The organism is Leptospira kirschneri serovar Cynopteri str. 3522 CT (genome assembly GCF_000243695.2).
In the GTDB taxonomy this organism is placed as follows: Bacteria; Spirochaetota; Leptospiria; order Leptospirales; family Leptospiraceae; genus Leptospira; species Leptospira kirschneri.
Window position 1 is genome coordinate 276,582 of record NZ_AHMN02000007.1, and the last position, 23,814, is coordinate 300,395.

Below are 23,814 nucleotides of genomic sequence, written 5' to 3' on the forward strand. Positions count from 1 at the left end.
GATTATTGAAAACAAAGAAGAATTTGGATTTGTCCTCGGCCGCTACGAAGAGAAGTTAGAGCTTTTCCGAAAAGCGAACCTGGACGTAAAGATTCCGCCGAAATTCGAACAGCGTGCCCACCAGTTAAACCGGTCACCAATAAATTTCCGGGTTGAATCGGGTAGGAAGATGCGTCCGCATTTACAGTCGTAACTCCTGAAACCGCAACCAACCAATGAGGTCCGTCAGAAGAAGAGGGCTGGCCGCCAAATAAAAGCGCCGCCGATTTCACGGCGACTCCGATCGTATGTGTTGCGTTAGCCGATTTTGCTTTTTGCAATCTACCATCTTCCCCCATCACCAAAATATCCCCCTCGGAAATTACGTCTGATGGATTTACCGGAAAAAATCGGGCGATACAATCCGTATTTTTTCCTGTCGAAATTCGGACAGTACCCAAAAATTCAGATTCTCCTTCCGCAAGAAGTGCTTTTCCGGATCCAGTTTCTCCTAAAGAAGGAACTCCTTTTCCTGTTGCCAAAAGGGCAACGCCTGATCTGGAATGGAAAATTCCACCAAATCCGCGTTTGGCGAGACCGATGATACCTGCAGAATCTTTATCTACCGAAGAAGAATCTCCTCGAACCCCAAACTTTTCGCCATATCCAATGAGTCCCGTGTTACGGGCAACACCTACAACACCGGCTCCTTTTTCACTTTCATTTCTTCCGTAAATTGGAGAATGATTTTCCGGAGGAGGAGAAATATTTGCATAGGTGGCTTCGGTATTTCCTTTTACTTTCAGCAAACCAGTGTGAGAGCTAAAGTCATGACCTATTGGCGCATAATTGTGAGTGTGAGGTTTAGGATCTCTTTTATCAGATAATCTAGGATCATCCGCAGAGACTACTTTCCCTGGCACTGAATTGCCAAGAGTTGCAAATTCTACGATTCCAGGATAAGAGGTAGTGGCATTTCGAAGTCGTTTATCATTTCCTTGAACTACAACTCCTTCTTTTGATTCGCCAGATTGTGCCAATTGAACAATTCCATAGGTTTCGGCTGTGGCGATTTTTAGTCGTTTATCGTTTCCTTGAACTGCGGCCTCTGAAGATTCTTCTCCGTTTTTTGCGAAACGTACAATACCAGGAAATTCCGTACCAGCTTTTCTCAATCTAGGATCATCCGCAGTAACTGCCTTTCCCGGTTCAGCTCCACCTGGTTCCGAAAGAATCGCCAATCCATATTTTTTTGACGTGGCAATTTTCAACCGATCGTCATTTCCTTGAACCACAACTCCTTCCTTTGTTTCCCCATTCTCAGCCAGCTCTACAATTCCAAGACTGGATATGGTAGCCGTCCGCAAACGGTCATCATTTCCTTGCACAACTCGATCCGCCCGATTTTCGCCATTAGATGCCAGTCTAACCAAGCCATATGCCAGCTCAGTGGCGTGTTTCAGTCGTTTATCATTTCCTTGTACAACAAGCCCTTCTTTTTCTTCTCCATCTCCGGCAAGTTCTACAATCCCTTTATATTCAGTAGAAGCGTCTCTAAGTCTTCGATCATTTGATTGAACCGCAGCTCCTTCTGAATTTTCTCCATCTACCGCAAGACGCACCAATCCGGATCTTAGAACCGTCGCGTAGGGTAGAGGCTCAGAGGTAGGCTTGTTTGTCAAATCGCTAAGATGCGGAGTCGCATACAATTCTAACTCTACAATTTTAGTTTGATAAAATTCCTGATTTTTTTTCTCTTTTTGCCGTGCAACTAATTTCAAATAACGTACGTTTGTTGGCAAAAATCTCCACTGATACCAGACTCCTGGTTCAGACAGGAATTGGTTTTCTTCCAACAATTGATTCCAAGAAAGATCGTCTTCGCTGTAATAAACCGTAAAACTCTCCGGAAAAAAAGTAGGATCGAGCTTTGGAGTAAAAAGACGCAATTCGTTTACTCGACTGATTGATCCCAAATCGATCAGTAAAAATTCTTCCCCCGGTTTTGAAACTTCTTTAGAGGACCAACCATAGTCAGATCTTTGATCTATTAAATTTTCTTTTACCCAAAATCGGTCTTGTTCGGAACTGACTTGAATTTTAACAATTCCTGAAATACCGACTTCCAACTGACCAAGAGAAATTTTATATTTCCCTGAATTATCTTTTTCCGAAACCTGACTGATTAATTTCAGGTATTTCGCTTGAACGAGTGAAAAATTCCATTGACCCGTTTTTTGATTCAAACGTTTGAATCCAGTCTCTTGTAAAATTGGTTCCCAAACGATTCCGTCCATAGAAATTTCAAATCGAAACGTATCTGGAAAAAAAGCGATTTCTTGCGAATTCGAGTGAAGGCGAATTTGATTGAGGCTGGAGACGCTGTCAAAATGAAGCGTTAGTGAAGAAATCCCTGGTGAATTTTTGATTTCGGAGTAGCGGAGTAATTTTCCATCTTTTAGATCATAAGTTCCTGTCGATTTGATTTCACGGATTTTGATCAAATCGGGGTGGCTGATTCGAATTGATTCAGAATTCATTCAAGATTTTTCCTGGTTTTCTTTTTTAGTGTTTTGTGGAAGTAATTCGATTTTCTTCGTTTTTCGCGGAAAATATAACCAATATCGGAGGACGGATTTCCTCTGTGAAGTACTTTGCTATAATCATCCGCAAGGATTCTGTAACTGGGTCCAAGATACAAAGTGTTCTTCCATCTGGCTCTACTCTAATCTTTTCCAGTGTCTCTATACTAGATTTAGCTAATCGTTCTTTTGACCAACGTAAAAATCCATTCCAACTTGTTTCTCTCTCATTGTATCTTTCTTGATTTTGATTAAATTCCGGCATAAAATCGTCTTTGGCTTTTGTTAAATTTTTACATATTCCTTGCACATACCTTAAGTTGGTTTCCATTCCTCGTCCTCTAGCGATAGTAAGTGCTTCTGTTAGAGTTGTAGATCCATATTCTTTTTCTAATTCATCTAAACTTACTTGTTTTTTTCTCTTTTCTGGTTCTTGGTGCTGGTTATTTGTAATTGTTATATTTATATGGTTTGGGGCTACTTCTCCAGACCCCTGAGGACCATTTTTCCCCACCCCCTGGGTTTCCGTTTCCCCACCCCCTGGGTTTCCAAAATTATACCCCTGGGGTGGTATTTTGGATCCAGGGTAGTTAAAACAAAAATAATACCGTGAACTTGTGTGCCCTGTTCCAGGCGTAACTTGAAGTAGTCCTGCTTGAATCAGGTCTCTTTTTCCTTGTATGATTGATTTTTTTGTTTTAAAGCCCGTTAGTCTTAACAGTATTTCTGTACTTGGCCAGACTGGCTTAAAATGCTGATCACTAAATTTAAGCAGCACTAAATAGAGTGTTTTTGCTGCTGACGATAGATTGGCCCAGACTCCAGACTCTATTATGTCTGCAAAAAATTTTATGTATGGATAATGCTCACCCATCGGCTTTCGGGATCCTTCCTTATTAGAAAGTACATTAATTTTAAGCAAAAATCCCGAAGATAGTTGACATTATCTGACATAATGATAGTTATGTCTCATCCAACAACATTCCTTCGGGAGAATCCGGCCCCTGGTTCAGGCCAGGGGAATTTTTTTATCCGGATTTTAATAGCGCGGGTTCGATTTTGACCGAGTTGAATTTCTCGGCTCTGTCAGTGGATCTAATTTGGTTATCTTGTTGTGATTTCCGCATTCATTTTTTTATCGAACTCACGCTAAATAATATTTTTAAGCTCCTCTCGCTGGCGAGAGGGTACTATATTTCCGTTTACTATATTATGTCACATTAAACATTTCAACTGTGGGTTTGTCAACCCATTGGTTTATTTTTCCCTTATTTTTAATTTTTTCTTTTACTAAGTACTTGTATGTACTTTTGATGTCGCTTAATCATTTTGTTAAGCGACATCAATTTACGAGACTTCGAATTTTTTGCGGATTTCTTTTTTTATCAATTTTAAAATCTCACCTAACAATGCTTCATCGTGGGAGGTAATTTGAATGAGCCCTTGTTTTTTGGTGATTTTATATTCTGCTGACTTTGGATTTGATGTTTTGGAATTTGTGCTGGATGTAATTTTAGGGGTGAATAAATTTTCTTCTTCCCGGTTAAAAGATTTTGCATCTTTTACAGTTTTTAATGCACCCGTCTGAAACAAATTTAAGAATTCGGCAAACGTTCCTTTTCGAGATGCAGCAACTGCTTGGATTAGTAGATTTTTACTTTCAATTCCCGCTTCTTTACAGGATCTAAGTTCCTCTTTGTTTAAATTGGAAATTCCGAGGAGTTCTGTCATATAACTTCTGCTTTTCCCAAAAAGAGTTCCTAGTTCTTGATCTGTGTATTTAAAACTTGTCTTTAAATGTGACATGGCCTCTATTTCTTCATAAGGCGATAGATTTTCTCTTTGGAGGTTTTCTATGATGGCAAGTCGGAATGTTTCTTTTTCGTCTCGGTCTAAAATTTTACATTCTACTTCTGCCCAGCCTAATTGTTTTGCTGCGTGATATCTTCTTTCTCCGGCTACGATTTTGTAGTTTTCGTCTTCCGGATTTTGTTTTGTTACGATGATCGGTTGTAAAAGCCCATCTTTTTCCAGGCTTCTTGCAAGGTCGTCTACGCCTTTTTTTCGGTCTTGTCTAGGCTGGTTTTCCGACGGAAGTATTTTATCAAGTCGAATTTTTCGAACGGTCCCTTCCAGTTTTTCTGCTTGAAATACATCCGCGAGGGAGCCGAGTCGTTTACTTTTTGAGCTCATTTAAAAACTCCTCTATAAATCCTTCGTATTCTTGGGCTTGTTTGCTTGTTTTGTTATACTCAAATACTGATTTTTTAGCTAAATGAGATTCTCCGACTGCTACTCCGTCTGAAATGCTCGTTTCAAAAATTCGAAAATATTTTGTCAAAACGGGGACAATTGTTTTTGTCAATAAGGTCTGGGGTTTGAGTTGTGTAACTAAGGCTCCTAAAATTTCTAAATTTGGATTAATTCTTTTTTTAATGCTAGTGATTGTTTGTTGGAGTCCTACAATTCCATCGACCGAAAATTTTTCAGCCTGAAGTGGGATCAGTACATAGTTGGAGCTGACGAGCGCGTTGATCGTAAAAATGGATAAACTAGGTGGACAGTCTATGATACAAAAATCTATTCCGTCTAATCCTTGTAATGAGTCTCTTAAGATATAAGGCGCGTCTACTGAGCTTCCAGAAAGTGTTTCCACTTCGGCAAGATTCATTTTAGAAGGTGCTAAAAAGAGATCTGGTTGTCTCGTTTTTATCATGATTTCTTTGATTGTCATTCTTGAGTTGAAAACTCCGTGCATAGATTTCTCTAAACTTTCCGGATTGGTAAAGATGCCCGTTGAATTTGCCTGGGGATCTATGTCAACGAGTAGGGTTTTTTTCCCTCTTCTCGCCAGCCCCATAGATAAGTTGAGGGAAGTTGTAGTTTTGCCTTCTCCACCTTTTTGATTTGCTATAGATACGACTATCATGAATTCTACCTTATGTTCTATTGTCGGATATCCGACATTGAATCCTTATCTTTGCTGGATTTGATTTATAGAAATTTTGTTTTAAGAATTAAATAAACCGTCTTGTTTTTGGTCTTATTTCCAGATGGGATTATGCTTTTTTTATATTCAATCATTTATCTAAAATTGATATTTTTTCCTGCAATTTATTCAAAGTGTCGGACGTCCGACATGGCTTCTGTACTTAGTTGACAGGATGCTTAATTTTAAACATCTTTCTTTTGTGCACCCGTCTTTATTCAATCTATTCTTTTCTGATTCTTCTTCCTCTAAAAGTAAAAAGGAAGATTTTTCAAATGTTTTGGATGAATGGATCCGTTTTTCCAACGGAGTTTGTGGGGTTCTTACTCTGAGTTTTGATAAAGGTAAATCCTTGGAAGAAATTGCCAGCGTTGGTTATGACGAAGATGGCTTTTTTTATTCTTTTTTATCTAGGTCTACTGGAAATTTGGATAAACTTAATTCGAGTTCTGATTTTTTCCCATTTTGGTTTTCTTCTTCTGAACATGATCTTTTTCATCCTAACTCTGTGGGCTGTTTGGTTGGCGCTATTCGAGGTGATTCTTTTTTAGAAGGTTTCTTTTTGGTCGAATTTTTAGAAAAACCTTCTGACGCAATCATTACACTTTGGGCTTTACTTTCAAAAGTAATCTCTGATAATTCTCGTTCGAATATTTCTGTTTTGCGTGCTCGTTCTTCGGTTCGTACCGATTTTAAAAAAGAGAACGTTGGGGAATTTTTAGCTGAAGCGTGTGGGATTTTGCCTTTGCCGGATTGGCTTAAAAATAAAAGTTCTTGGGTTAGAATTTCGGGTCTTCCTGGTTCTGGAAAAAAGACTTTGGGTAAATGGTTACATCGAAATCTCAGTCCGGAAAAAGGAATTTTGGTCATTGGTTTTTTACCAGAACAGATTTCTAAATTGGAAAAGTCTTTGGACGAATGGATTCGTATGACTGATTCCGGTTCTATTTTAATCGAAGGTACCGAAAAATTTTCTTCGATTCATCAAAAGTTTTTTTTCAAACTTCTTTCTGAAAGGGCTATTGATTATAGATTAATTTTTACGGAAACTCAGGGCGCTGAATCTTTCGAAATTTTCAAACCTTTTCGGGAATTTTTGCTGCAGAAAACGATTTTTATTCCTAGTTTAGATTCGTTTCATTCTCCACAAATGAATTCTTTAATTCAATTGATTTTAGAAGAATTAAAAGTATCTATGGGTCGCGAAGATCTTAGATTGTCGGAGAAAAATTTGCAAAAGATTCTTAAAATGAATTTTGATAGAAATCTTTCTAGCTTGCGTAATCTTTTAGAAGAATCTATTTTGAGTTCTTCCGGTTCAGAAATTGAAATTTTAGACCGAAAAGAAATTCGAGATAGGGTTTTAACGATTCCGGACTCTGAGGATCTCGACCTCCGAACTGCGGTGGAAGCTGTCGAAAGGCAGAAAATTCTTCTGGCTCAAAAATTATTCGGTGGAAATCAGATTCGAATGGCGCGTGCCCTCGGTATTTCCAGAGGGTCTTTGCAGTACAAACTTAAACAATTGGAGATTGGTTAACGTGGATCTCGATTCTCTTTATGAAGAACGAAAAACTCCAGGCGGATTTTTAGTCAAAGTTCGTCTTGCAAAAATGACCTATGTCGTTTTTACCCAAAGAGGACCAGAGGTTCCTCGGGGTTCTAAAAATAATTCAATCGTAGTTTCGGTTCCTCGGATCGCTTTTTTGGGATCTCAATTTAATCTTTCTCATTTTCGTTTGGGTGAATTGAGTTTCGTAAACGTAAAACAGGGTAAGCTCGTAATTCCCTATCAACATTCTAATTCCGGAAACGAAGTTCGAACGATTTTTTTGAACAGTGGAAGTGATTGTGACGTTCTTCCAGTTGTGGTCTATCATTTTCAAAATAGCGAAGGTTTGATTCGATCTAAAGACGAGGGTATAGAAATGCATCATCTTGTTTTGGATGAGTCGTATCCACGTCAAGATCTGATTGCATTGAAGATTCGATTCCCGTCTTTGAACATGTTGATCGTTCGGAAAAAAGTAGTTTCTCATAAAACTTCTGAAACTTCCACCGAAACGGACAAAGGGAAAGAATCTGGAATTGTGGATTTCAACAAAGTTCGAGCCGCGGACATCATGGATTCTGGAAATTTAAATATTCATTCTGGAAATCCAGTCTTTTTAGCTCGGATTCATTTAAGAAGAATGGATCTTGAAAAAGTAAAACAATTACTTTTGGATTTTCAATTAAAGCCGGAAGAAGTTTCTTTTATTCGAACTTTTTTTGCGGTAATGATTCGAAACGAGTTTGAAAAAGACGAGTTAAAACAAGTAAAACAAAAACTTCTCAATTTGGACGAAGGTTTTCGTCTTGCAGAGTTAATTCTTGAAATGAAAATTCACGAGTTTGAAGTGGAGCTTGAAAAAAACTTTGGACCTGAAATTGCAAGTATGTGTTACGCGCTTCTTGAAAAAGAACAAGATCGTGCGCAAGAGGAAGAAAAGGGGATTATTCTCTGGGAATGGAAACTTCGAGTAAAGCGTCTTTTTCGCAAAAGCGCCTGAAGAATTCTTAAAAAACTTTCAAAAAATACTAAAAAAAGCTTCCTTTTTCTTGAAAAACAGGCAAATTATAGAAAATTACTATGTTTTTTAGAACAAGAACATTCTTTTTGGCACAATTCTTGCTTTCATTTTTGGGGCTTGGTTTGTTCCATACGTTGTACGCTTCTGAAAATGATATTTTAGAAATTTCAGACATTCTTGTTCATCAAACGGAAGTGAATCGTGTTTTATCGGTTCCTGCTTCTAATTCACTCTCAGCTTTAGACCATGAGGATTTCTTTGTTTTGGATTTAGATACTGTTGGTGTAACAAAAAGTAATCATTCATCAAATTTGGCTCGCAAGAAAGTTTCTCCTTTAGATTTAAAAGATCAAGTATTTCCGATCTTAATTGAAAATCGGTTTTTACATTTAAACGGTTTTAATTTTGACATTCCTTTTTTCTTTTACTGGAGTTCACAAAATTTTATTTCTTCGGTAACAATTTTAGCAAAGAATTCAGTTTCGTTTTTAGAAAAAACAGATGTTTGTCTTTTTGTCTTAGATAGACGTCAGCTTTTTAATTCAAAAAATTGTATGTTCCTATTTTTACTTAAGAAAGATCCGTTTAATTCAAAACTATTTATAGCACTTGAGGATTCTCTTTTGTATTTTATTGGATTAGAAAAAAATACAATGGCGTCGCAAAACAACGAGTTTCATTTAGCGCGAAACCGAAAATTTTTGACCGATTCTCACCTAAATTTAGATGTACAAGTGGAAAGGTTGAAGTCGTTTTTACTAAGGTCGGTGGAATTTGAGGAAAAACTTTCTGCTACTAATTGGAAACAGAAGAATGAGCCATTTGTGTTTTGGCAGGCTGGGAGTAGGGTTTGTAATTTCATTGATCGTTTGTTTTGGAAGTTAAGAAATGATAAGGTTGTGTTGACGAAAGGATTTAAAACAAAGGTAATTTCTGTGAACGTTAAAGTTCCTCTCAATGTTCGATTATCTACTAACAAATCTATTTGTATTCAAAATTCTGTTTTCCAATTCAATAATCTCTTCTATCAGAATTCTGTTGTCGGATAAAATTCTAAATTTGTTTGTTTTTCAAGCCACAGTTGAAAATCTTTGTTTATGGCTTCCAAAGTGAAACGATCTTCTTTTCAGAAATTGCTAAACGCGATGAAAAAGATGTCTCTTGAAGTGAACGATTATGAGATTTGCAGACGTTTAGAAACGATTATGATGACGAGTAAAGAAGATCTAAGCCAAGTTGTTGTAAAATCTCTTTTGGACAATCCTTTGGACTTTGATCCAAAAACGTTGCCTGAACCTTATGGACAGTATATTCGACATTTTGTATATATGGTTAAAAGAAATAAAAAACAAGGTATCGATACAAATTTTGATTCACCAATAAATAGTACTAAATCTTCTGAAAAACAAACAACCGAACTATTAAAAACACCTTTCAAAAAAGAAGGGTCTAAAAAAGCCTCAAAACGTTAAAAAAGTCCTGTGCTGAGCACAGGACAAAAAATAAAATTTTAAATGCCGAAAAAACGTCATTCAATGGCGAAAAATTTCTCAAAAAGAACCGCTTTTTATCAAAAGAGCCGTTTAGCGGGCAAATAAATAAATGCCTAAAAGTAATCATGCGGCGTAGGCGGCATAAGGATAATATTGTATTTAAAAGTATAAAACAATTGAAGAATTATTAAAGGTAATAGGGACTTCTGGAAAAATTGAATAGAAATAGAAATATAAAGATATTGAATTTATTTTCTGGCATTTCTGCCGACAGTGCCAAGCAAGTAGAAATAGAAAAGGAAATATGTCACTTAAATAAATAAGTGACCAAAAGTAAGCAAAAATAGAAAATAAACGACTCAATTCTTAAAAAATTTGATATTATATTTGGGATTTGAGGTGAACAAGCTGGGATTACTATAAATTTTTATGTAATAGGCCGAACATTCAAGCCTGTCTGTGGGCATTTTCAGATGATAAAATACTTCATGCAGCGGAATGGGTGAAATTTGCTCTAAAAATAAAAAGGAGAAGAACAAGAGAGACATGTCAATTTGTCATGAGCATGGGAAAAACATAGGAATGCAAAAACGGCAGAAAATGATTTACGATCTGCGGGGTATTTAAGAGAATAGAAGCCAGAAATATATGGCTGAAGTAATTAAATTACGGGTAAAATGCCACGCCTGTTCTTATATGATAGAGGGTTCCGCTAAATATGGAGCGGGTCATTATGTCCCAGAAGGGGTAAATTTTGAATTCGTAGCGATTGGAAAAATAGAAACTCCAAAAGGCAGAAGAGTGAAAGCTGAAATTTCAGCAATTTGTCCTAATTGCGGGGTTGCAAATAAATGGACGGTATAGGATTGATTCAAATTATACGTATGATTAAAAATAATCTATTTTATAATATATAAAATAATCAAAATGTAGATTTAAAATTAAGCAATTATGAATTTATAGATCTCCACTATTATTATGATTAATTTTGATTAAATGCTACGATTTAATAGTCAGTAGAAAACAGTCATTCTATTAATCCTATCGGATTTATAAAAAACGGATACTAAGCCTGCTTGGCAGCCGAAAAGGTTTTGTTGGGGTCGAGGAAGTGGCTGGATTGGATTCGTTCAGATTTTCTTGATGTTGAGCTTGCGATAGCATTGGCGGGAGGTAAAAAGTAGTCCAACGAGCTATAATATTTGATTAAATTTAGTCAAATTTATTTATGATTAAATATAATCATAAATAAATGAATTAAAAAAAGCAAAAACTTAAAGTGAAATGTAAGAAAAAATTTTCTAGAAAAATAAATTCCCACAATTTTTTCATGAAATCGTGATTTATAGTAGTGCTACCCACATCTTAGAAATTGATCTGTAAGTAAGGCTCAGCCCAATTTTTTTACAAAAAAATGAATCATGAATTCCTAACACGAATTCGTGTTCAATAAATTTAAATTCTATAAAAGAATTTTGTTTCTTATCCATTCAAGTGAACGAATATGTCCTTTTGCTAATGTTAGATGAAATTTTAAATAACGTGAGTAAAGCATAACAAATGCGAAAGCGATTATTATGCTGCATCCGTAGAGAGCAGTACCTGAGTTTGAAAAATTCCGAAGGAATTGAAGCGAAAAGAACTCAATGAAACGCTTTTTACGAAAGCGTTTGAAATTCAGTAAAACGCTCTCTACCATAACCAACCCCACAAGTTGAAGAAGATTTTAGAATCAGAATAACTCAGCAAAACGCTCTCTACGGATCGCGTTTTAGGTTGTGAGCCATTTTAATTATGAAATTTGCGAGCTGCGACGGACCCGTTGCACCTGAGTTTTTTATTCGCACAGATTTCTTACATCGAACTCACGTTGAATATCGTAAGAACAGTTATTCTTAGCTAAATCGTAATTGTTGAAAAACGGCTGAAGAATTTTCGTTTTACCCAAATTTAGGATACAACTTAGATGAATTTTACTACTCCGCAATACTTTCTGTTTTTTGTAATCGTTTGTTGTATTCGATGGATTTTTACTTGGATCTTTCCGAAAAAAAAATCTATTGTTCTTTATTTTTTACTTTGTGTCAGTTATTTCTTTTATTTTTCCTGGGACTATCGATTTGGAACTTTGATTCTTTTTACTACGGTTTTGGATTATTCCGTGGGAATGGCTTTGAATTTTCAAGAAACACATTCAAAACGAAAACTTCTTCTTATTCTTTCCTTATTTGGAAATCTTTCCGTTTTAGGTTTTTTTAAATACTTTCATTTTTTTACTGATTCGTTTTTGATTTTGTTTCATTCTTTAGGCTGGGAGTTTTCCGCGCCGAGTTTAAAGGTAGTTTTACCGGTTGGGATTTCGTTTTATACGTTTCAATCGTTGAGTTATTCGATAGACGTTTATAGAAAACAAATTCCGGCGGAAAAAAATTTTTTCCATTATGCGCTATTTCTTTCTTTTTTCCCTCAACTTGTCGCCGGTCCGATCGTTTCCGCGAGAATCCTTTTGCCTGCTTTGCGAAATATGTTTTCTTGGAAATACGTTCCTATTCGAGAAGGACTTTGGTTGATTCTTTCGGGTCTTGTAAAGAAGGCTGTGATAGCGGATAGAATCTCCACCATTTCCGACTTCGTTTATCAATTTCCGGAATCGGTTTCCACTCTCTTGGCTTGGATGGGAGTTGTCTCTTATTCTATTCAGATCTACTGCGATTTTTCCGGTTATACGGACATCGCGATCGGTTCGGCTCTTCTGTTAGGTGTTCGTTTACCTGAAAATTTTAAACTTCCTTACACCGCCACGAGCTTTTCGGATTTTTGGAGGAGATGGCATATTTCTCTTTCAGGTTGGCTTAGAGAATATCTTTACATTCCTCTCGGAGGAAATCGTATCTCGAATCTTATTACGTATCGAAATCTTTTGATTACTATGATTTTGGGCGGACTCTGGCACGGTGCGAGTTGGAATTTTATAGTCTGGGGTTTTTTACATGGAGTTTTTCTTATTTTGGAAAAATGTGTGCAAGACTTGATTGATCTTTCTTGGAAAGAAGATTCTTTTTTAATCCGCGGTATCAAATTAGTATATCAGATTTTTGTGATTCTTTCCATTTGTTTGATTTGGATCTTTTTTAGATCAAAAACTTTTTCTGGATCGATTGAACTTTTGAAAACTCTATTTTCATTTCGTGGTGGTATTGAACCCACTTATACCATGCAGAATCAGTTTTTGACAATTTTTTTCTTTGTGTTTTTGGCTACTTGGATTGGAAAAAAAGAGGAATTATACGGGGTTTTTTCTCGTTTTAGAGAGAACCTGTCTTGGGTTCTATTTTCTTTTGTAAGCGTTTTAGGTTTTATGATAGCTGTGGTTTTAACCGCGGAATCAAAGCCGTTTCTCTATTTTGTTTTCTAAAAAAGGTCTGCGTAAGGCCTCTTTAATTTTTTGACGATCCTTATAGAGATAAAGTTTTCTTTCTCCACATTTGGTTATGTAGAATGGTGTTCCATAAATTTCCAATATACGATTTTCTCCTAACCCTTCCGTAAAAACCGCGATGATCCCCGGACTATCTTTAAAATACCATTCTCTATTTGAAATCGTATGAGAACCTTCTAATGTTCCGTATGAAACATGAACCGACTGAATTTTTTCTTTGGAAAAGATACGGATCTTTTTTGCGGTCCAAAAATCGGAAATAACAAGAGAAATCGAGGTTTTTCTTGTTATTTCGTCCATACACGACGCTTCCTGTGGTATCGTCCGGAAAAGTTTAAAAAACGCATTTTCGATGTTTGTTATCTTTTTTTGTCCGATTATGCATAAGAATATAATAAAAATTAAAAGTGGTAGCACCCGTTTTGGAAATCCTGCTAAAAAGGCCAAAAAAAACGGAGCTAATATCAGGGAAGGTGTCGCATAACGCATACTATATTCATCTATATACGATCCGGTTAGGATTGGAGAAAAAAATAATATTGCTAAAAAGAAAAATAAAAAAGAATTCGTTTTTGTTTTTCGAATTTTTATAAAACCGACTATCAAAGAAATTATTAGAATCAAAATTAGAATCGCGGCTATTGGTACGTTTTCTTGAAATCCGGAAAGTATCCAGGTTTGTGCTCGGGTTAAAAATAGGGTGACGTCTTTTATCGCCTGAGTTATGGAATCCTGGATCGGAATTCTTCCCGGTTTTTCTATAAATAAAAAAGATTTTAAAATCCTATGTAAAATTAAACCAGTAATTCCAGATATAAATAAGATCTTTGAACTTTCCGGCAAAAAACGTTTCCATTTAGAATCGACTCTTGTTTGAGTAGTGGATGAAAATCGCGGTTGTAAAAATCCCGCCAATATTCCTGGAATGATTAATTCTACGATTAGGATTTGATCGGATGCGATTGTAAGCACAATCCATATGTATAAAATCCATACTTTATATTTTTGGAATGTTTTATGTATCGTTGGCCAAGCGTATAACGAAGTCAAGAACGCGCTTGAATGGATAGAAGGTAAAAATAGGATATAGAGGGCTGGAAAATTTTTTGTCATCAAAAGTATAAAAGACACTAAAACCAATACCCAGGATTTGATCCGTTTTGTTTCTTTTAGGTTTAATGGTTTTTGTTTTGTTTCTTCTTCCGCAAAAATCCAAAATCGTTCCATCAAAACCAAGAACAAAACCGTTTGTATGAATGCGAATGCGACTAACGCTTTTTGTGCGTTTTCGAAAATCAATAGCAAAATGGAAATGATCGGTAGGTCCGGAAAAAAATAAGGCGAGGGTGTAAAAGACCACGAAAAAAAATTACCTCCGTCTCTAAATACGTCCAACACAAGAGTTGGAAGATAGAGTATGTCCGAATTGAGGTAGATTTTTTCTGGACTGAGAGCCAAAGAAAAAAAAAGAGAAACTAAAAATAAAATCAGACTAAGTGTGTATTGTAACATTCTGTTAAAAAGTGATATTCGATTTGCAAAACGAATTTCTTTTCGAGCACGCTTCAAGTCAAGGGTAAAGCTAAAAAGAAGTTCCTGGACATAAAGTTTAATTCTAAGAATTTGTTGTTTTGCTGATCCTTATAAAATTAAGGATTGTGAATTTTTATCTTAAACCCTGTTTGAGTAAAAATGTTAGATATTCTATTATATAGTTCCGAATAGTAAAATTTTATAAAGTGATGCAAAGTTAATGCGGAATCGATTGAATCTTTGAGCTAAGTTAGAATATTCCGATCTGTTGTGTTTGACACTGCTAGAGTTGTTGAAAAATTCTATAGCAGCGATTAACAAAATTGCTTCAATCGACCATTTCATGAAACAGTAACAAGATGGAGAATTCGTTTTTCAATAACTCAAGCAGAATGTTTCTTTATGAGTCGACATACGTTTTCACTTTATGATGAAGATCGCCAAACAACACTTTTACGTAGAGATTTATAGGATTTTTTATAAAAAGGAAATTATACTTTGGCTCAAATAAAAAATACGATTTTTAAAACGACATCCAAACGAACCAACCACGGATTTATTTTAATCGTTGGGATGTTAATCTTATTTCTTTTGGATTTTTCTTTTTTCCGAGTTTTGATCTGGAAAGTTCCGAATGAATCTCCTTGGAGTTCCAATCACTTCTATAATTTTTTATACGAATATTTTTCTCTTCAACAAAAACAAAAAAGAAATTATAGAATTCTAATCGTAGGTTCTAGTATCGCTCATTATTCTTTTGATCGAGAAACCTTTGAGAAAGAGATTTTCGATAAATCCGGTAAAAATGTGGAAGTAGAATTTCTTTCCTACGCGGGAATGACTCCTTTGGACGCTTGGCTTTGTCGTCAGAGAATCGTGGAGTTAAAACCAGATTTTGTAATTTTTCCGATTAACTTTATCGATTGGAGATTGCACCGCGCGTATTCTCTAAACCCAGAGTATAAAAACGAAACGATCGATTCAAAAATTCTGCTTTTGGACGCGCTCGATTTTTTTGAAGCTCCTCAATCTAGATTTATCTTTCCTTTAGAAACTGCGATTGAATTTTTTTCGGAACTTGGTTTTGCAAAAACCAGCGAATACATTTCCGCGTTTCTTTTTGGTTTTTATCGTTATAAAGATATTTTTTGGAAAAATCTTCGTTCTCTTTACGATCATCGTTACGGTAGAAACACTAGTTATCACGGATACAACGGAGTTCAAATTCCGGAAAGAGTAACTTCTTTGGGTTGGACCGGTAAGAAATTCTCTTTTATTCTTACAGAAAAAATGAAAACGGAAGGTTTTTTAGTTCAAATCGTACCTGAAATTCTTTCATCCGGTCCTCTGAAAATCACATTCAAAAAAGAGAATAAAGTTCAGTCCTTCTCTTTTACGGAACCCGGTTGGAAGAAAATCATTTTGGATCATTCCTTTGTGACTGAAAGTCCAAATTTATTAATTACTGCGGAACTTTCCTCCACCTGGATTCCCTTTTTTGCGTTAGGAGAAAACAAGGATTGGAATTACGACCGGCTGGGGGTTCGGCTTCAACAAACCTTTGGAACCGAGGTTCCTAAAAACGGTATGCAGTATATCAGGGAGGAAAGGCTTGAAGACATTCGTTATTTATATATGAGTGATCTAGAATATTCTAAATACTTTAATTTTAGATTGCTCGAAGATTTTGATCAACGACCCGGGATCGGTTACTTGATCGCACTTAAGGACGCAAAACTTAGAATTCGAGAAGAGAATTTTGTTCCCGTTCTACACTTTCAATATTTGCGGAAATTTTCCGGCTTTTTAAAAGAGAATAAAATCCCTCTTTGGATCGTAAATAATCCTGAAAATCCGATCAGTTTGGATTGGTACGTAAAATCTAATTGGTATAAGGATCATCTTATATTTTTAAAAGGACTTTCGGGGGATTTGGTTTTTTTCAGCGATTTAAAAGATTCTCTGTCTATGCAGGATTTTAGTGACTATCATCATTTTACATTTCCGGGTATGATGAAGATGAGTCCGATTTACGCGAACGAATTTGTCAAAATTTCTGAAAGACAGAGTATGAATCTTTTAAAACCATGATCTTATAAGCCGTATTTGGCGAATTACAGTTTGGAGGCGTTTCATTTTTCTATGAGTAGGGTCAAAGTTGCCGTTTTAGGCGCCACCGGTTCCGTTGGTCAGAGATTCATTCAATTGTTGGATCATCATCCTTTTTTCGAAGTTACGCACCTTTGTGCTTCCGAGAATAGTGCCGGTAAAACATACGGTGAAGTAATGAAAACTCGGTGGAAAATCTCTTCCGATATTCCTGCTTATGCTAAAAATTTAGTAATCACTACTCCCGATCCCGCTAAAATGAAAGAAGTTGTATTAGCCTTTTCTGGTTTAGATTCTAACATCGCAGGCGAGGTGGAAAAAAATTATGCGAACGCCGGCATTCATATCATTTCCAATTCTAAAAATCATAGGATGGATCCGACGGTTCCGATTCTTTCTGCAGAAGTGAACTCCTCTCATCTGGAAGTTTTAACTTCTCAAAAAACAAAAGGTAAAATTATTACCAATTCAAACTGTACGATCATGGGCGTTACAATTTCTCTCAAACCTCTTTTGGATCGTTTTGGAATTGAGTCCGTTATGCTCTTTTCTATGCAGGCGATCAGCGGCGCTGGTTATCCTGGAGTTCCAACGATGGATATTTTAGGAAACGTAATTCCTCATATCGGAGGTGAAGAAGAAAAAGCGGAGATAGAACCTCTTAAATGTTTAGGTAAGGTTGAAAATGGAAAAATTTTACACGCCGATTTTTCAATTTCCGCACATTGTAATCGTGTCCCCGTTTTTGACGGTCATACGGTTTGTGTTTCCGTTCAATTTAAAAAGAAACCTTCTAGGGAAGAAATTATTTCCTCCTGGAAAGAATTTTCCGGAGAACCGCAGACGTTAGGCCTTCCTTTAGCTCCAAATCCAGTCATTTTCTACAGAGAAGAAGATGATAGACCACAACCTAGACTAGATCTGGATACGGGTAAGGGAATGACTACAGTGATAGGTCGTCTTAGACCGGATCCTATTTTCGATTGGAAATATGTCGTTTTAAGTCACAATACAATTCGAGGAGCGGCGGGTGCTGCATTATTAAATGCAGAACTTCTTTACAAAAAAAATTTCTTAGGATAATAATGTCATTCCATGCTGGAGCCTCAATCCCCTGAACTCAAAGTGGCGGATTATAATACCGCACTACAATTGACTCAGTCGCTTGAGGCCAGAAACGATTTCCAATATAAGAAAATTCATAAACTCTTACTTATTATCTCTGATTGGACAGATAAGTTTCTCGCTAACAGAGTGCTTCCTAATGTGGATCAATTGTCCAAGGAATTGAGTCTTGATAAAGACAAGACATTACAATTCCTCAAAGAACTTTGCACAAAATACAACCCTCCGATCATTAAAAAAATCTGCATGGTGGATTTGAATCCTAACGGAGATATGTCCGACGGTACCATCGAATCTTGTCTTAAAATGAATTCTGTATTCGCCAGACCACAACAGGCGGATATTTCTACAAGTCATCGTTACGTGGACGGCGTAAATCAACTTACATTCAATTCGATTTCTCGTTGGATTCGTGAGAATAGAACTTCTTTAGGTAAAAATGAATTTATCAAACGGATTCATTCCGCAATTTCGGAAAATAAACTTTCTAGTACATATGCTTCCACGGAAATCGGTAACCTTTTCAAAGATCCGTTTGACGTCAGTCCCGAGTTAAAACAAATCACGATCAATATACATCTTAAACCCGTTCTGAAAAAATTGGTGGAACAAAAAGTTCTGTTCTTTTTTAGAAACGAACAGGCGGTCAATCCAGGAAATCGTTCCGTATTTTATTATAATATTCATGCAGAAATTTTGAATAGAATCGAAGCATATAAAGTTTTTCTAATGGATCATATCGTTCCAGAGTTACAAAAGATTGGTGCGATAGGCGTTTTATCCGATGAGGAAAAAGAAAACACTCGTTCTCTTGTCAATTCCATCATGCCATATTTAAGTCCAGCATATGGGGATCAAAAAACGGCGATGGAAGAATTGATGGTTATGCTTCACGTTGAGGAAGAAGATAAGGAAAAAAAAGAAAAAGAAGAAAAGAAAGTTAAGTTAGGAGAAATCGTGGATTACGTTAAGTCCGCCAATCGTCTCGTGGATTTAAACTTTTTACGCTTTCGAGGTCAACAGATCGAAGAAGAGATTCGAACTTTAGTTGCCAATCACGATCAGATTCTTCATACGGAGTTTGCGGATAAAAATACCCTTTATCATTACGTTCTTCATAAACTTGCTGTCTCAGGCGCTATCGAGGCGGCGAGAAAAACTTTCGCTTCCACTGGAAACGACAACGAAATCCGAATCTTGGATCGAATGAGGATAAAAGATTTTATCGAAGATAAAGAATTAGCTATATCCTTTGATAAATTAGAAATGTCTAGTTTATTTAAGTATCTTCCTTTTTTTACGAGACTTTGGAGGAATATTTTCGGAAACGTTAAGGTTCATAAATCCGAAGCCGATCAGATTAAGGCTCAGAATACGATCGAGTTGAATAAAAAGATCGTCGAAGTTAGGAGTAAAAAGATTCAAGAAGATGCGACTAAACTCGCCGAAAAAAGACTGAAAGAAAAAGACGCCAAGGAACTTGCGGAAAAAAATGCTCGTAAACAACAAACCGTAAATCTGAAACAGGAAAAAACTCAGACTACTTCTAAGGAAGTAGATCCACAGAGTGCAAAACTTTTAGAAAGGGTTTTAGATATTTTAGACGACTATTGGTCCAATTTACAATATCCCGATAGAAACATTCTTTTGTATGAGATGGACGGAGAAATAGACGAAGACGGTATGATCAACTTTCTTAAAAAATTCGGTAAAAATGATATTTATTCTTTTATGGTGAGAAATCAGGAAGATAAATACACGTTTCCGATTTTGATTACAAAACGTTATTTAAAGAAAAAAGGAAAGGAGCTTTTGGAAAAAGCTTCTTCGATCATAGACGAACAAAAAAACGCAAGTATGCCCGATCAAGACTTGTTCGACTTTTGTATTTCTCTCGAAGCCTTTCTGCGTAAAACCCTACCTAAAATCTGAATTGTCCTAAGTTGTGCTCTCCCGAATAAAGGTATTTCATGAAGAGCGAATCCTCCGTTTTTAGAAAAACCAAAATCATCTGTACAATTGGTCCTGCGACCTCGGATAAAAAAATGATTCAGGCTCTTGCCGAAGCCGGAATGAACGTAGCACGTTTGAACATGTCCCACGGAAACCACGACTTTCATAGAAGTATCATTCGTAATATTAAGTCTCTCAATAAGGACGTGTTGAAAAATCCGATCGCGATTTTACTCGATACACAAGGACCGGAAATTCGAACTGGAGATCTTCAAGTGGATCATCTGGATTTAAAAGTAGGTGAAACCTTTACGTTTCATATCATTCCGGGAGAAGAATCTGAAGAACAATCCGTATTTGTAAACTATAAGGATATAGTTAAGGACTTAAAAGTAGGAGACCCAGTAACCGTAGATAATGGTTTGATCAATCTTGTAGTAGAAGAAATCAATGATTCCGCTCTCAAGTGTAAGGTGTTAGACGGTGGAAGACTGGGTTCTAGAAAACACATCAATCTTCCGGGAATTCGGGTCAATCTTCCCTCGATCACTCCAAAGGATCATAAGGATATTCTGTTCGGATTAGAAGAAGACGTGGATTTTATCGCACTCTCTTTTGTTCGTTCTGTGGAAGACATCAATCAGTTAAAACAAATTATAGAAGAGAATGATGGGCACGCGCAGATCATCGCAAAGATAGAAGATCAAGAAGCAGTGCGGAATATGAAAGAAATTGTGGAAGCCGCGGACGGAGTGATGGTTGCAAGAGGAGACTTGGGGGTCGAAGTTCCGATTGAAGAATTGCCGATTTTACAAAGAGCCATCATTAAAGAATGTGCTCTCAAAGGAAAAAGGGTGATCGTAGCGACTCACCTCTTGGAATCTATGATCCATAATCCTTCGCCTACGAGGGCGGAGGTGACCGACGTTGCCAACGCGATTTATGAAGAAGCGGATGCGATTATGCTTTCGGGAGAAACCGCAGCAGGTAAGTTCCCGATTCGTTGTGTGGAAATGATGGATAAGATCGCACAACGTGTGGAAAAAACCGGCGGTGTGGATTACGTTAAAGATAAAATTCCACAGGATAAAAAAGAACAGATGGCAAGGGCGGCGGCTAAACTTGCAGATTCTCTAAAGTGTCCTGCGATTATAGTGATTACAAGAAGGGGGACCACCGCGTTGAACGTGGCCGGTTTTCATCCTCATTATCCTTTGATTTATGCGTTTACGAATATGACCACTGTTAGGCGAAAGCTCTGGTTGACTCGAGGAGTGATCCCGCATAGAATTGATTTTTCCAAAGATCCAGAAAAGACGATTCGACTTGCAATCGAAACTTTGAAGAAAACGGGAAGGATCGAGGATGGGGATCAAGTTGTGATTCTGTCAGACATCATCGCGGGAGAGGATCGTGTGGAAACGATTCAGATTCGAGAAGTGAAGACATATTTTAATTCGGAAGTGGAAAAACTTTGAAATTGAGTATCTCACTGATTTTATCCTCCTTATTTTTAAACTGTTGTCTACAAAATCGAAAACCTTTTGATTTTCAACATGCCAATATCAAATCAGTAATATTTCGTAATCATCAATTTGAATTTCGTAAAAACTTAAAAACGGAATCTGAGATTGCAGAATTTAAAAGCCTTGAGATGGTTACCGAAATTCCTCAAAACTATGGGGAGAATTGGACACACAAGATTGACATTGAAGCAGCAGACGACGATCGCAGAGTTTATAGTGGTAGATGGCTTTATGATTCTCATGAAGGTAGTTTCGCACATCTCAATTATGAATTAAAACCACGGTTTCAGTTAAAAAACTATAGAGAATTTAATGAATATTTAATCAGAATAGGCGTTGTACCATAAAATTGTTCACGTTTTATATATATTAAAAAAATTTAATATATAGATTCTTATATAAATCATTTCCCGATCTTAAATTTATAACTGAGTTTAAAGTCATTTACAATGTTATCTTAAAGTTAGTTTGATCGATTTTTGTGAAGTATAGACAAGAATGTTGCCAGTAAATTAACGTGAGTTCGATGTAAGAAAATCCGTTTTATCTTTAGGTCAATTTTTTTGTAAAAAAATAAATGTGGGAACTCTCACAAATCGTGGATCTACAGTTAAACTTTGAAAATTGTGGGAACTACTATGAAATATCAAAAGAATCATCGATCCATTCGATTTTTGTACAAAACTGCTGTTTTTACGACCATCGTCAAAATTTAAATCCCATTTTAATGTGAATTCGGCGCCAGAAAATATTTCCTAAAAGTAGTAGTTCCTACAATTTAGAATTTGTTCGTAAAATCGTGATTTGTGAGAGTTCCCACATCATTTTACAGATGAACTTAAAAGTTTTGTAATAGTTCCCACACTTGAATACGACAGTTATAAACTTCTATTTTATAAATTGTGGTAGTTCCTACAGATTAAGTCTCTTTTTATCTTTTTTGCGATTTTAAATCATACTTTTCCGAACGAAATTTTGCAGTAGCTCCCACTCGATCTATAAAGTTCAAGATTCTAACTTTTTTCAGAATGATGGAGCTTCTTACATCGAACTCACGTTAAAATACAGTTGAAAACAAACGCGAGTAAAAACTGGAATTATCTCCAGTAAGAAAGAATCATCGCAACTGCTTGAAGAGCGATTAAGTTATAACCAGCGCTGATGAAAAAAAATCTCCAGGATCTGCCTTCGAAAGCGACCACATTGAGGAAAACCGGAAAATAAAATCCAATCCAAGTATAAATTCCGGAATAGAATCCATATACCCAGGCGGCTTGATCTTCTCCTGCGTTCCAAGAAGAGGCTCTCCAGACGTTCGTAGTGTAAAACAAAACATAAGCGGTGCAAAATGCACCGATCACCATGATCCCCATCGCTTTCAATACTTCCTTTTGTTCTGGTTTGAAATCCAAAGGAATATTCATCTCTTTCCTCCAAGCCTTACCAAAAATCGGTCCGTACCAAAGGAATCCTATGATGACGTTGACAAAGACAGCAACTAACACCGCTAAAAAGTTGATATGTAATTCTGGATGCATAATTATTCTTCCTTTTTAAAAAGGTATTCATAAAACGGAATGAAGCTAATGTCAAGTTCTTCTTTCGAAGAATCCAAATCAAAAAAAATTAGTTATTAATTTGTTCGTAAGCATCTATTCAAAAATCATAAGTTTTTTTAATTTAAAAAGATCCAAATACTTTTGTTTAGAAAATTAAAATTATCTAATGCTTTTCGCCATAGTTTATAGGATATGATTTAAATTTACATCGAAAAATCTTAATTGTCCTTTGCAAGGAATCGGAAAAACAGTATTGGATCTCGCAAAGCATAACCATATTTGCCAATGAAAAATTTTAACTTAGATTCCAGTTACGCATCCGGAAAGGATAGAATATACATCTTCGAAGATTGTTTTTTTGACTGCTTTAGAAACGTAGTGTGAACATATCTGGGAAGTCGAACGTTATGATTGTTTTAAGCGTTTTTTATAATAGATTAAAAAAAGAAATATCGCGATACCATAACAAGGAATAGCCCAAGCAATCCATAACAATCTTAAATGCCACATTTGGATTCCATCGAACAAATAACCTCCGCATTCATAATCGACATATAGATTATGAAAGGGTATAACAGGAACAAAATAAGTCAGCACATCGGCGGCATGATAAAATTGTTCCCTTAAAAAAATATACCACAAAGAATTTCCTAACGCGCCAATTATGAAAAGCAAAAGTAAAAATTGGAAAATACTTTGTAATTTAGACATTAAATTAACTCTACTCCAGTGAAACAGAAAGGCAAATCCTGTTATGGTAAGGGAACTTACTATAAAAACGACTGCGAAAGAAATTCCTCCAAAAATGATATAAAAAAATAATTCTATGAACTGTTGCAAAAGAGTATCAATTAAAGTATTCATATAAAGCATTTAATAAGTTGATTGAATCCTATACAATTAATTGGCGTCATGAATTTCCAAACTTTGTATTTTCATTATATAATCTCAAAT

18 protein-coding genes are annotated in these 23,814 nt (G+C 36.1%); 11 read left to right on the plus strand and 7 right to left on the minus strand.

The features are described 5' to 3' along the window. Positions 1-2: 2 nt before the first annotated feature. The 4 genes from LEP1GSC049_RS216150 to LEP1GSC049_RS216135 form a co-directional block, all read right to left on the minus strand. Positions 3-2,519, minus strand: coding sequence for a discoidin domain-containing protein (locus LEP1GSC049_RS216150; RefSeq protein ID WP_016560756.1), 2,517 nt, complete (start codon positions 2,517-2,519; stop codon positions 3-5). Between the two features lie 25 nt (positions 2,520-2,544). Next, positions 2,545-3,435 (minus strand): helix-turn-helix domain-containing protein, encoded by an 891-nt coding sequence (locus LEP1GSC049_RS216145; protein ID WP_004756173.1) that lies wholly within the window; start codon positions 3,433-3,435, stop codon positions 2,545-2,547. A gap of 473 nt (positions 3,436-3,908) precedes the next feature. Continuing rightward, on the minus strand, positions 3,909-4,754 hold the full coding sequence (locus LEP1GSC049_RS216140; protein WP_004756357.1) for a ParB/RepB/Spo0J family partition protein: 846 nt from the start codon (positions 4,752-4,754) through the stop codon (positions 3,909-3,911). Then, entirely contained in the window at positions 4,738-5,490 is a 753-nt protein-coding gene (locus LEP1GSC049_RS216135; RefSeq protein WP_004756497.1) for a ParA family protein, read from the minus strand. The genes LEP1GSC049_RS216140 and LEP1GSC049_RS216135 overlap by 17 nt, the downstream gene beginning before the upstream one ends. A 235-nt stretch (positions 5,491-5,725) precedes the next feature. On the opposite strand from LEP1GSC049_RS216135, the gene LEP1GSC049_RS216130 reads away from it, so the two are divergent. The 6 genes from LEP1GSC049_RS216130 (at position 5,726) to LEP1GSC049_RS216110 (ending at position 13,031) form a co-directional block, all read left to right on the plus strand. Then, positions 5,726-7,090, plus strand: a complete 1,365-nt coding sequence (locus LEP1GSC049_RS216130; RefSeq protein WP_004756350.1) for a helix-turn-helix domain-containing protein — start codon at positions 5,726-5,728, stop codon at positions 7,088-7,090. A 1-nt stretch (position 7,091) separates the two neighbouring features. Next, entirely contained in the window at positions 7,092-8,102 is a 1,011-nt protein-coding gene (locus tag LEP1GSC049_RS216125) for a hypothetical protein (RefSeq protein WP_004756352.1), read from the plus strand. A gap of 80 nt (positions 8,103-8,182) precedes the next feature. Then, positions 8,183-9,172 carry a hypothetical protein gene (locus LEP1GSC049_RS216120; RefSeq protein ID WP_016560705.1) on the plus strand — a complete coding sequence of 330 codons (990 nt, stop codon included), beginning with the start codon at positions 8,183-8,185 and terminating at the stop codon, positions 9,170-9,172. Between the two features lie 48 nt (positions 9,173-9,220). Beyond that, the gene (locus LEP1GSC049_RS216115; RefSeq protein ID WP_004756421.1) at positions 9,221-9,595 is read left to right on the plus strand and encodes a phosphatidylinositol phospholipase; all 375 of its coding nucleotides are present in this window, start codon (positions 9,221-9,223) and stop codon (positions 9,593-9,595) included. 669 nt (positions 9,596-10,264) lie between these two features. Further along, positions 10,265-10,480, plus strand: coding sequence for a hypothetical protein (locus LEP1GSC049_RS0205890; RefSeq protein WP_016747924.1), 216 nt, complete (start codon positions 10,265-10,267; stop codon positions 10,478-10,480). A 1,102-nt stretch (positions 10,481-11,582) separates the two neighbouring features. Then, a complete protein-coding gene (locus LEP1GSC049_RS216110; RefSeq protein WP_004756231.1) occupies positions 11,583-13,031 on the plus strand; it encodes an MBOAT family O-acyltransferase in 1,449 nt (482 codons plus the stop codon). Here LEP1GSC049_RS216110 and LEP1GSC049_RS216105 read toward each other — a convergent pair. Continuing rightward, positions 13,002-14,567 (minus strand): hypothetical protein, encoded by a 1,566-nt coding sequence (locus tag LEP1GSC049_RS216105; RefSeq protein WP_004756257.1) that lies wholly within the window; start codon positions 14,565-14,567, stop codon positions 13,002-13,004. The genes LEP1GSC049_RS216110 and LEP1GSC049_RS216105 overlap by 30 nt on opposite strands. 519 nt (positions 14,568-15,086) lie before the next feature. Between LEP1GSC049_RS216105 and LEP1GSC049_RS216100 the strand changes: the two genes are divergently transcribed. Genes LEP1GSC049_RS216100 through LEP1GSC049_RS216080 form a run of 5 tightly spaced genes read left to right on the plus strand, consistent with a single transcriptional unit; the run spans position 15,087 to position 21,648 of the window. Next, on the plus strand, positions 15,087-16,679 hold the full coding sequence (locus LEP1GSC049_RS216100) for a hypothetical protein (protein WP_004762659.1): 1,593 nt from the start codon (positions 15,087-15,089) through the stop codon (positions 16,677-16,679). Positions 16,680-16,730: 51 nt separating this feature from the next. Next, positions 16,731-17,780 (plus strand): aspartate-semialdehyde dehydrogenase, encoded by a 1,050-nt coding sequence (asd, locus tag LEP1GSC049_RS216095; protein WP_025175976.1) that lies wholly within the window; start codon positions 16,731-16,733, stop codon positions 17,778-17,780. 12 nt (positions 17,781-17,792) lie between these two features. Next, entirely contained in the window at positions 17,793-19,754 is a 1,962-nt protein-coding gene (locus LEP1GSC049_RS216090; protein WP_004756266.1) for a hypothetical protein, read from the plus strand. A gap of 38 nt (positions 19,755-19,792) precedes the next feature. Further along, positions 19,793-21,253, plus strand: a complete 1,461-nt coding sequence (gene pyk / locus LEP1GSC049_RS216085; RefSeq protein WP_004756489.1) for a pyruvate kinase — start codon at positions 19,793-19,795, stop codon at positions 21,251-21,253. Continuing rightward, positions 21,250-21,648 (plus strand): hypothetical protein, encoded by a 399-nt coding sequence (locus tag LEP1GSC049_RS216080; RefSeq protein ID WP_016560743.1) that lies wholly within the window; start codon positions 21,250-21,252, stop codon positions 21,646-21,648. The genes pyk and LEP1GSC049_RS216080 overlap by 4 nt, the downstream gene beginning before the upstream one ends. Positions 21,649-22,398: 750 nt before the next feature. On the opposite strand, the gene LEP1GSC049_RS216075 is transcribed toward LEP1GSC049_RS216080, so the two are convergent. Both LEP1GSC049_RS216075 and LEP1GSC049_RS216070 read right to left on the minus strand, forming a co-directional pair. Next, positions 22,399-22,839 carry a DUF1761 domain-containing protein gene (locus tag LEP1GSC049_RS216075; protein WP_004769382.1) on the minus strand — a complete coding sequence of 147 codons (441 nt, stop codon included), beginning with the start codon at positions 22,837-22,839 and terminating at the stop codon, positions 22,399-22,401. A 426-nt stretch (positions 22,840-23,265) separates the two neighbouring features. Further along, positions 23,266-23,733, minus strand: a complete 468-nt coding sequence (locus LEP1GSC049_RS216070) for a cytochrome oxidase (protein ID WP_016560757.1) — start codon at positions 23,731-23,733, stop codon at positions 23,266-23,268. Positions 23,734-23,814: the final 81 nt, after the last annotated feature.

Coding starts and splice junctions, on each gene's coding strand:
- LEP1GSC049_RS216090 (WP_004756266.1), top strand. CDS start 17,793: ATGCTGGAGCCTCAATCCCCTGAACTCAAAGTGGCGGATTATAATACC.
- LEP1GSC049_RS216110 (WP_004756231.1), top strand. CDS start 11,583: ATGAATTTTACTACTCCGCAATACTTTCTGTTTTTTGTAATCGTTTGT.
- LEP1GSC049_RS216105 (WP_004756257.1), bottom strand. CDS start 14,567: ATGTTACAATACACACTTAGTCTGATTTTATTTTTAGTTTCTCTTTTT.
- LEP1GSC049_RS216075 (WP_004769382.1), bottom strand. CDS start 22,839: ATGCATCCAGAATTACATATCAACTTTTTAGCGGTGTTAGTTGCTGTC.
- LEP1GSC049_RS216130 (WP_004756350.1), top strand. CDS start 5,726: ATGCTTAATTTTAAACATCTTTCTTTTGTGCACCCGTCTTTATTCAAT.
- LEP1GSC049_RS216120 (WP_016560705.1), top strand. CDS start 8,183: ATGTTTTTTAGAACAAGAACATTCTTTTTGGCACAATTCTTGCTTTCA.
- LEP1GSC049_RS216115 (WP_004756421.1), top strand. CDS start 9,221: ATGGCTTCCAAAGTGAAACGATCTTCTTTTCAGAAATTGCTAAACGCG.
- pyk (WP_004756489.1), top strand. CDS start 19,793: ATGAAGAGCGAATCCTCCGTTTTTAGAAAAACCAAAATCATCTGTACA.
- LEP1GSC049_RS0205890 (WP_016747924.1), top strand. CDS start 10,265: ATGGCTGAAGTAATTAAATTACGGGTAAAATGCCACGCCTGTTCTTAT.
- LEP1GSC049_RS216150 (WP_016560756.1), bottom strand. CDS start 2,519: ATGAATTCTGAATCAATTCGAATCAGCCACCCCGATTTGATCAAAATC.
- LEP1GSC049_RS216135 (WP_004756497.1), bottom strand. CDS start 5,490: ATGATAGTCGTATCTATAGCAAATCAAAAAGGTGGAGAAGGCAAAACT.
- asd (WP_025175976.1), top strand. CDS start 16,731: ATGAGTAGGGTCAAAGTTGCCGTTTTAGGCGCCACCGGTTCCGTTGGT.
- LEP1GSC049_RS216140 (WP_004756357.1), bottom strand. CDS start 4,754: ATGAGCTCAAAAAGTAAACGACTCGGCTCCCTCGCGGATGTATTTCAA.
- LEP1GSC049_RS216070 (WP_016560757.1), bottom strand. CDS start 23,733: ATGCTTTATATGAATACTTTAATTGATACTCTTTTGCAACAGTTCATA.
- LEP1GSC049_RS216145 (WP_004756173.1), bottom strand. CDS start 3,435: ATGGGTGAGCATTATCCATACATAAAATTTTTTGCAGACATAATAGAG.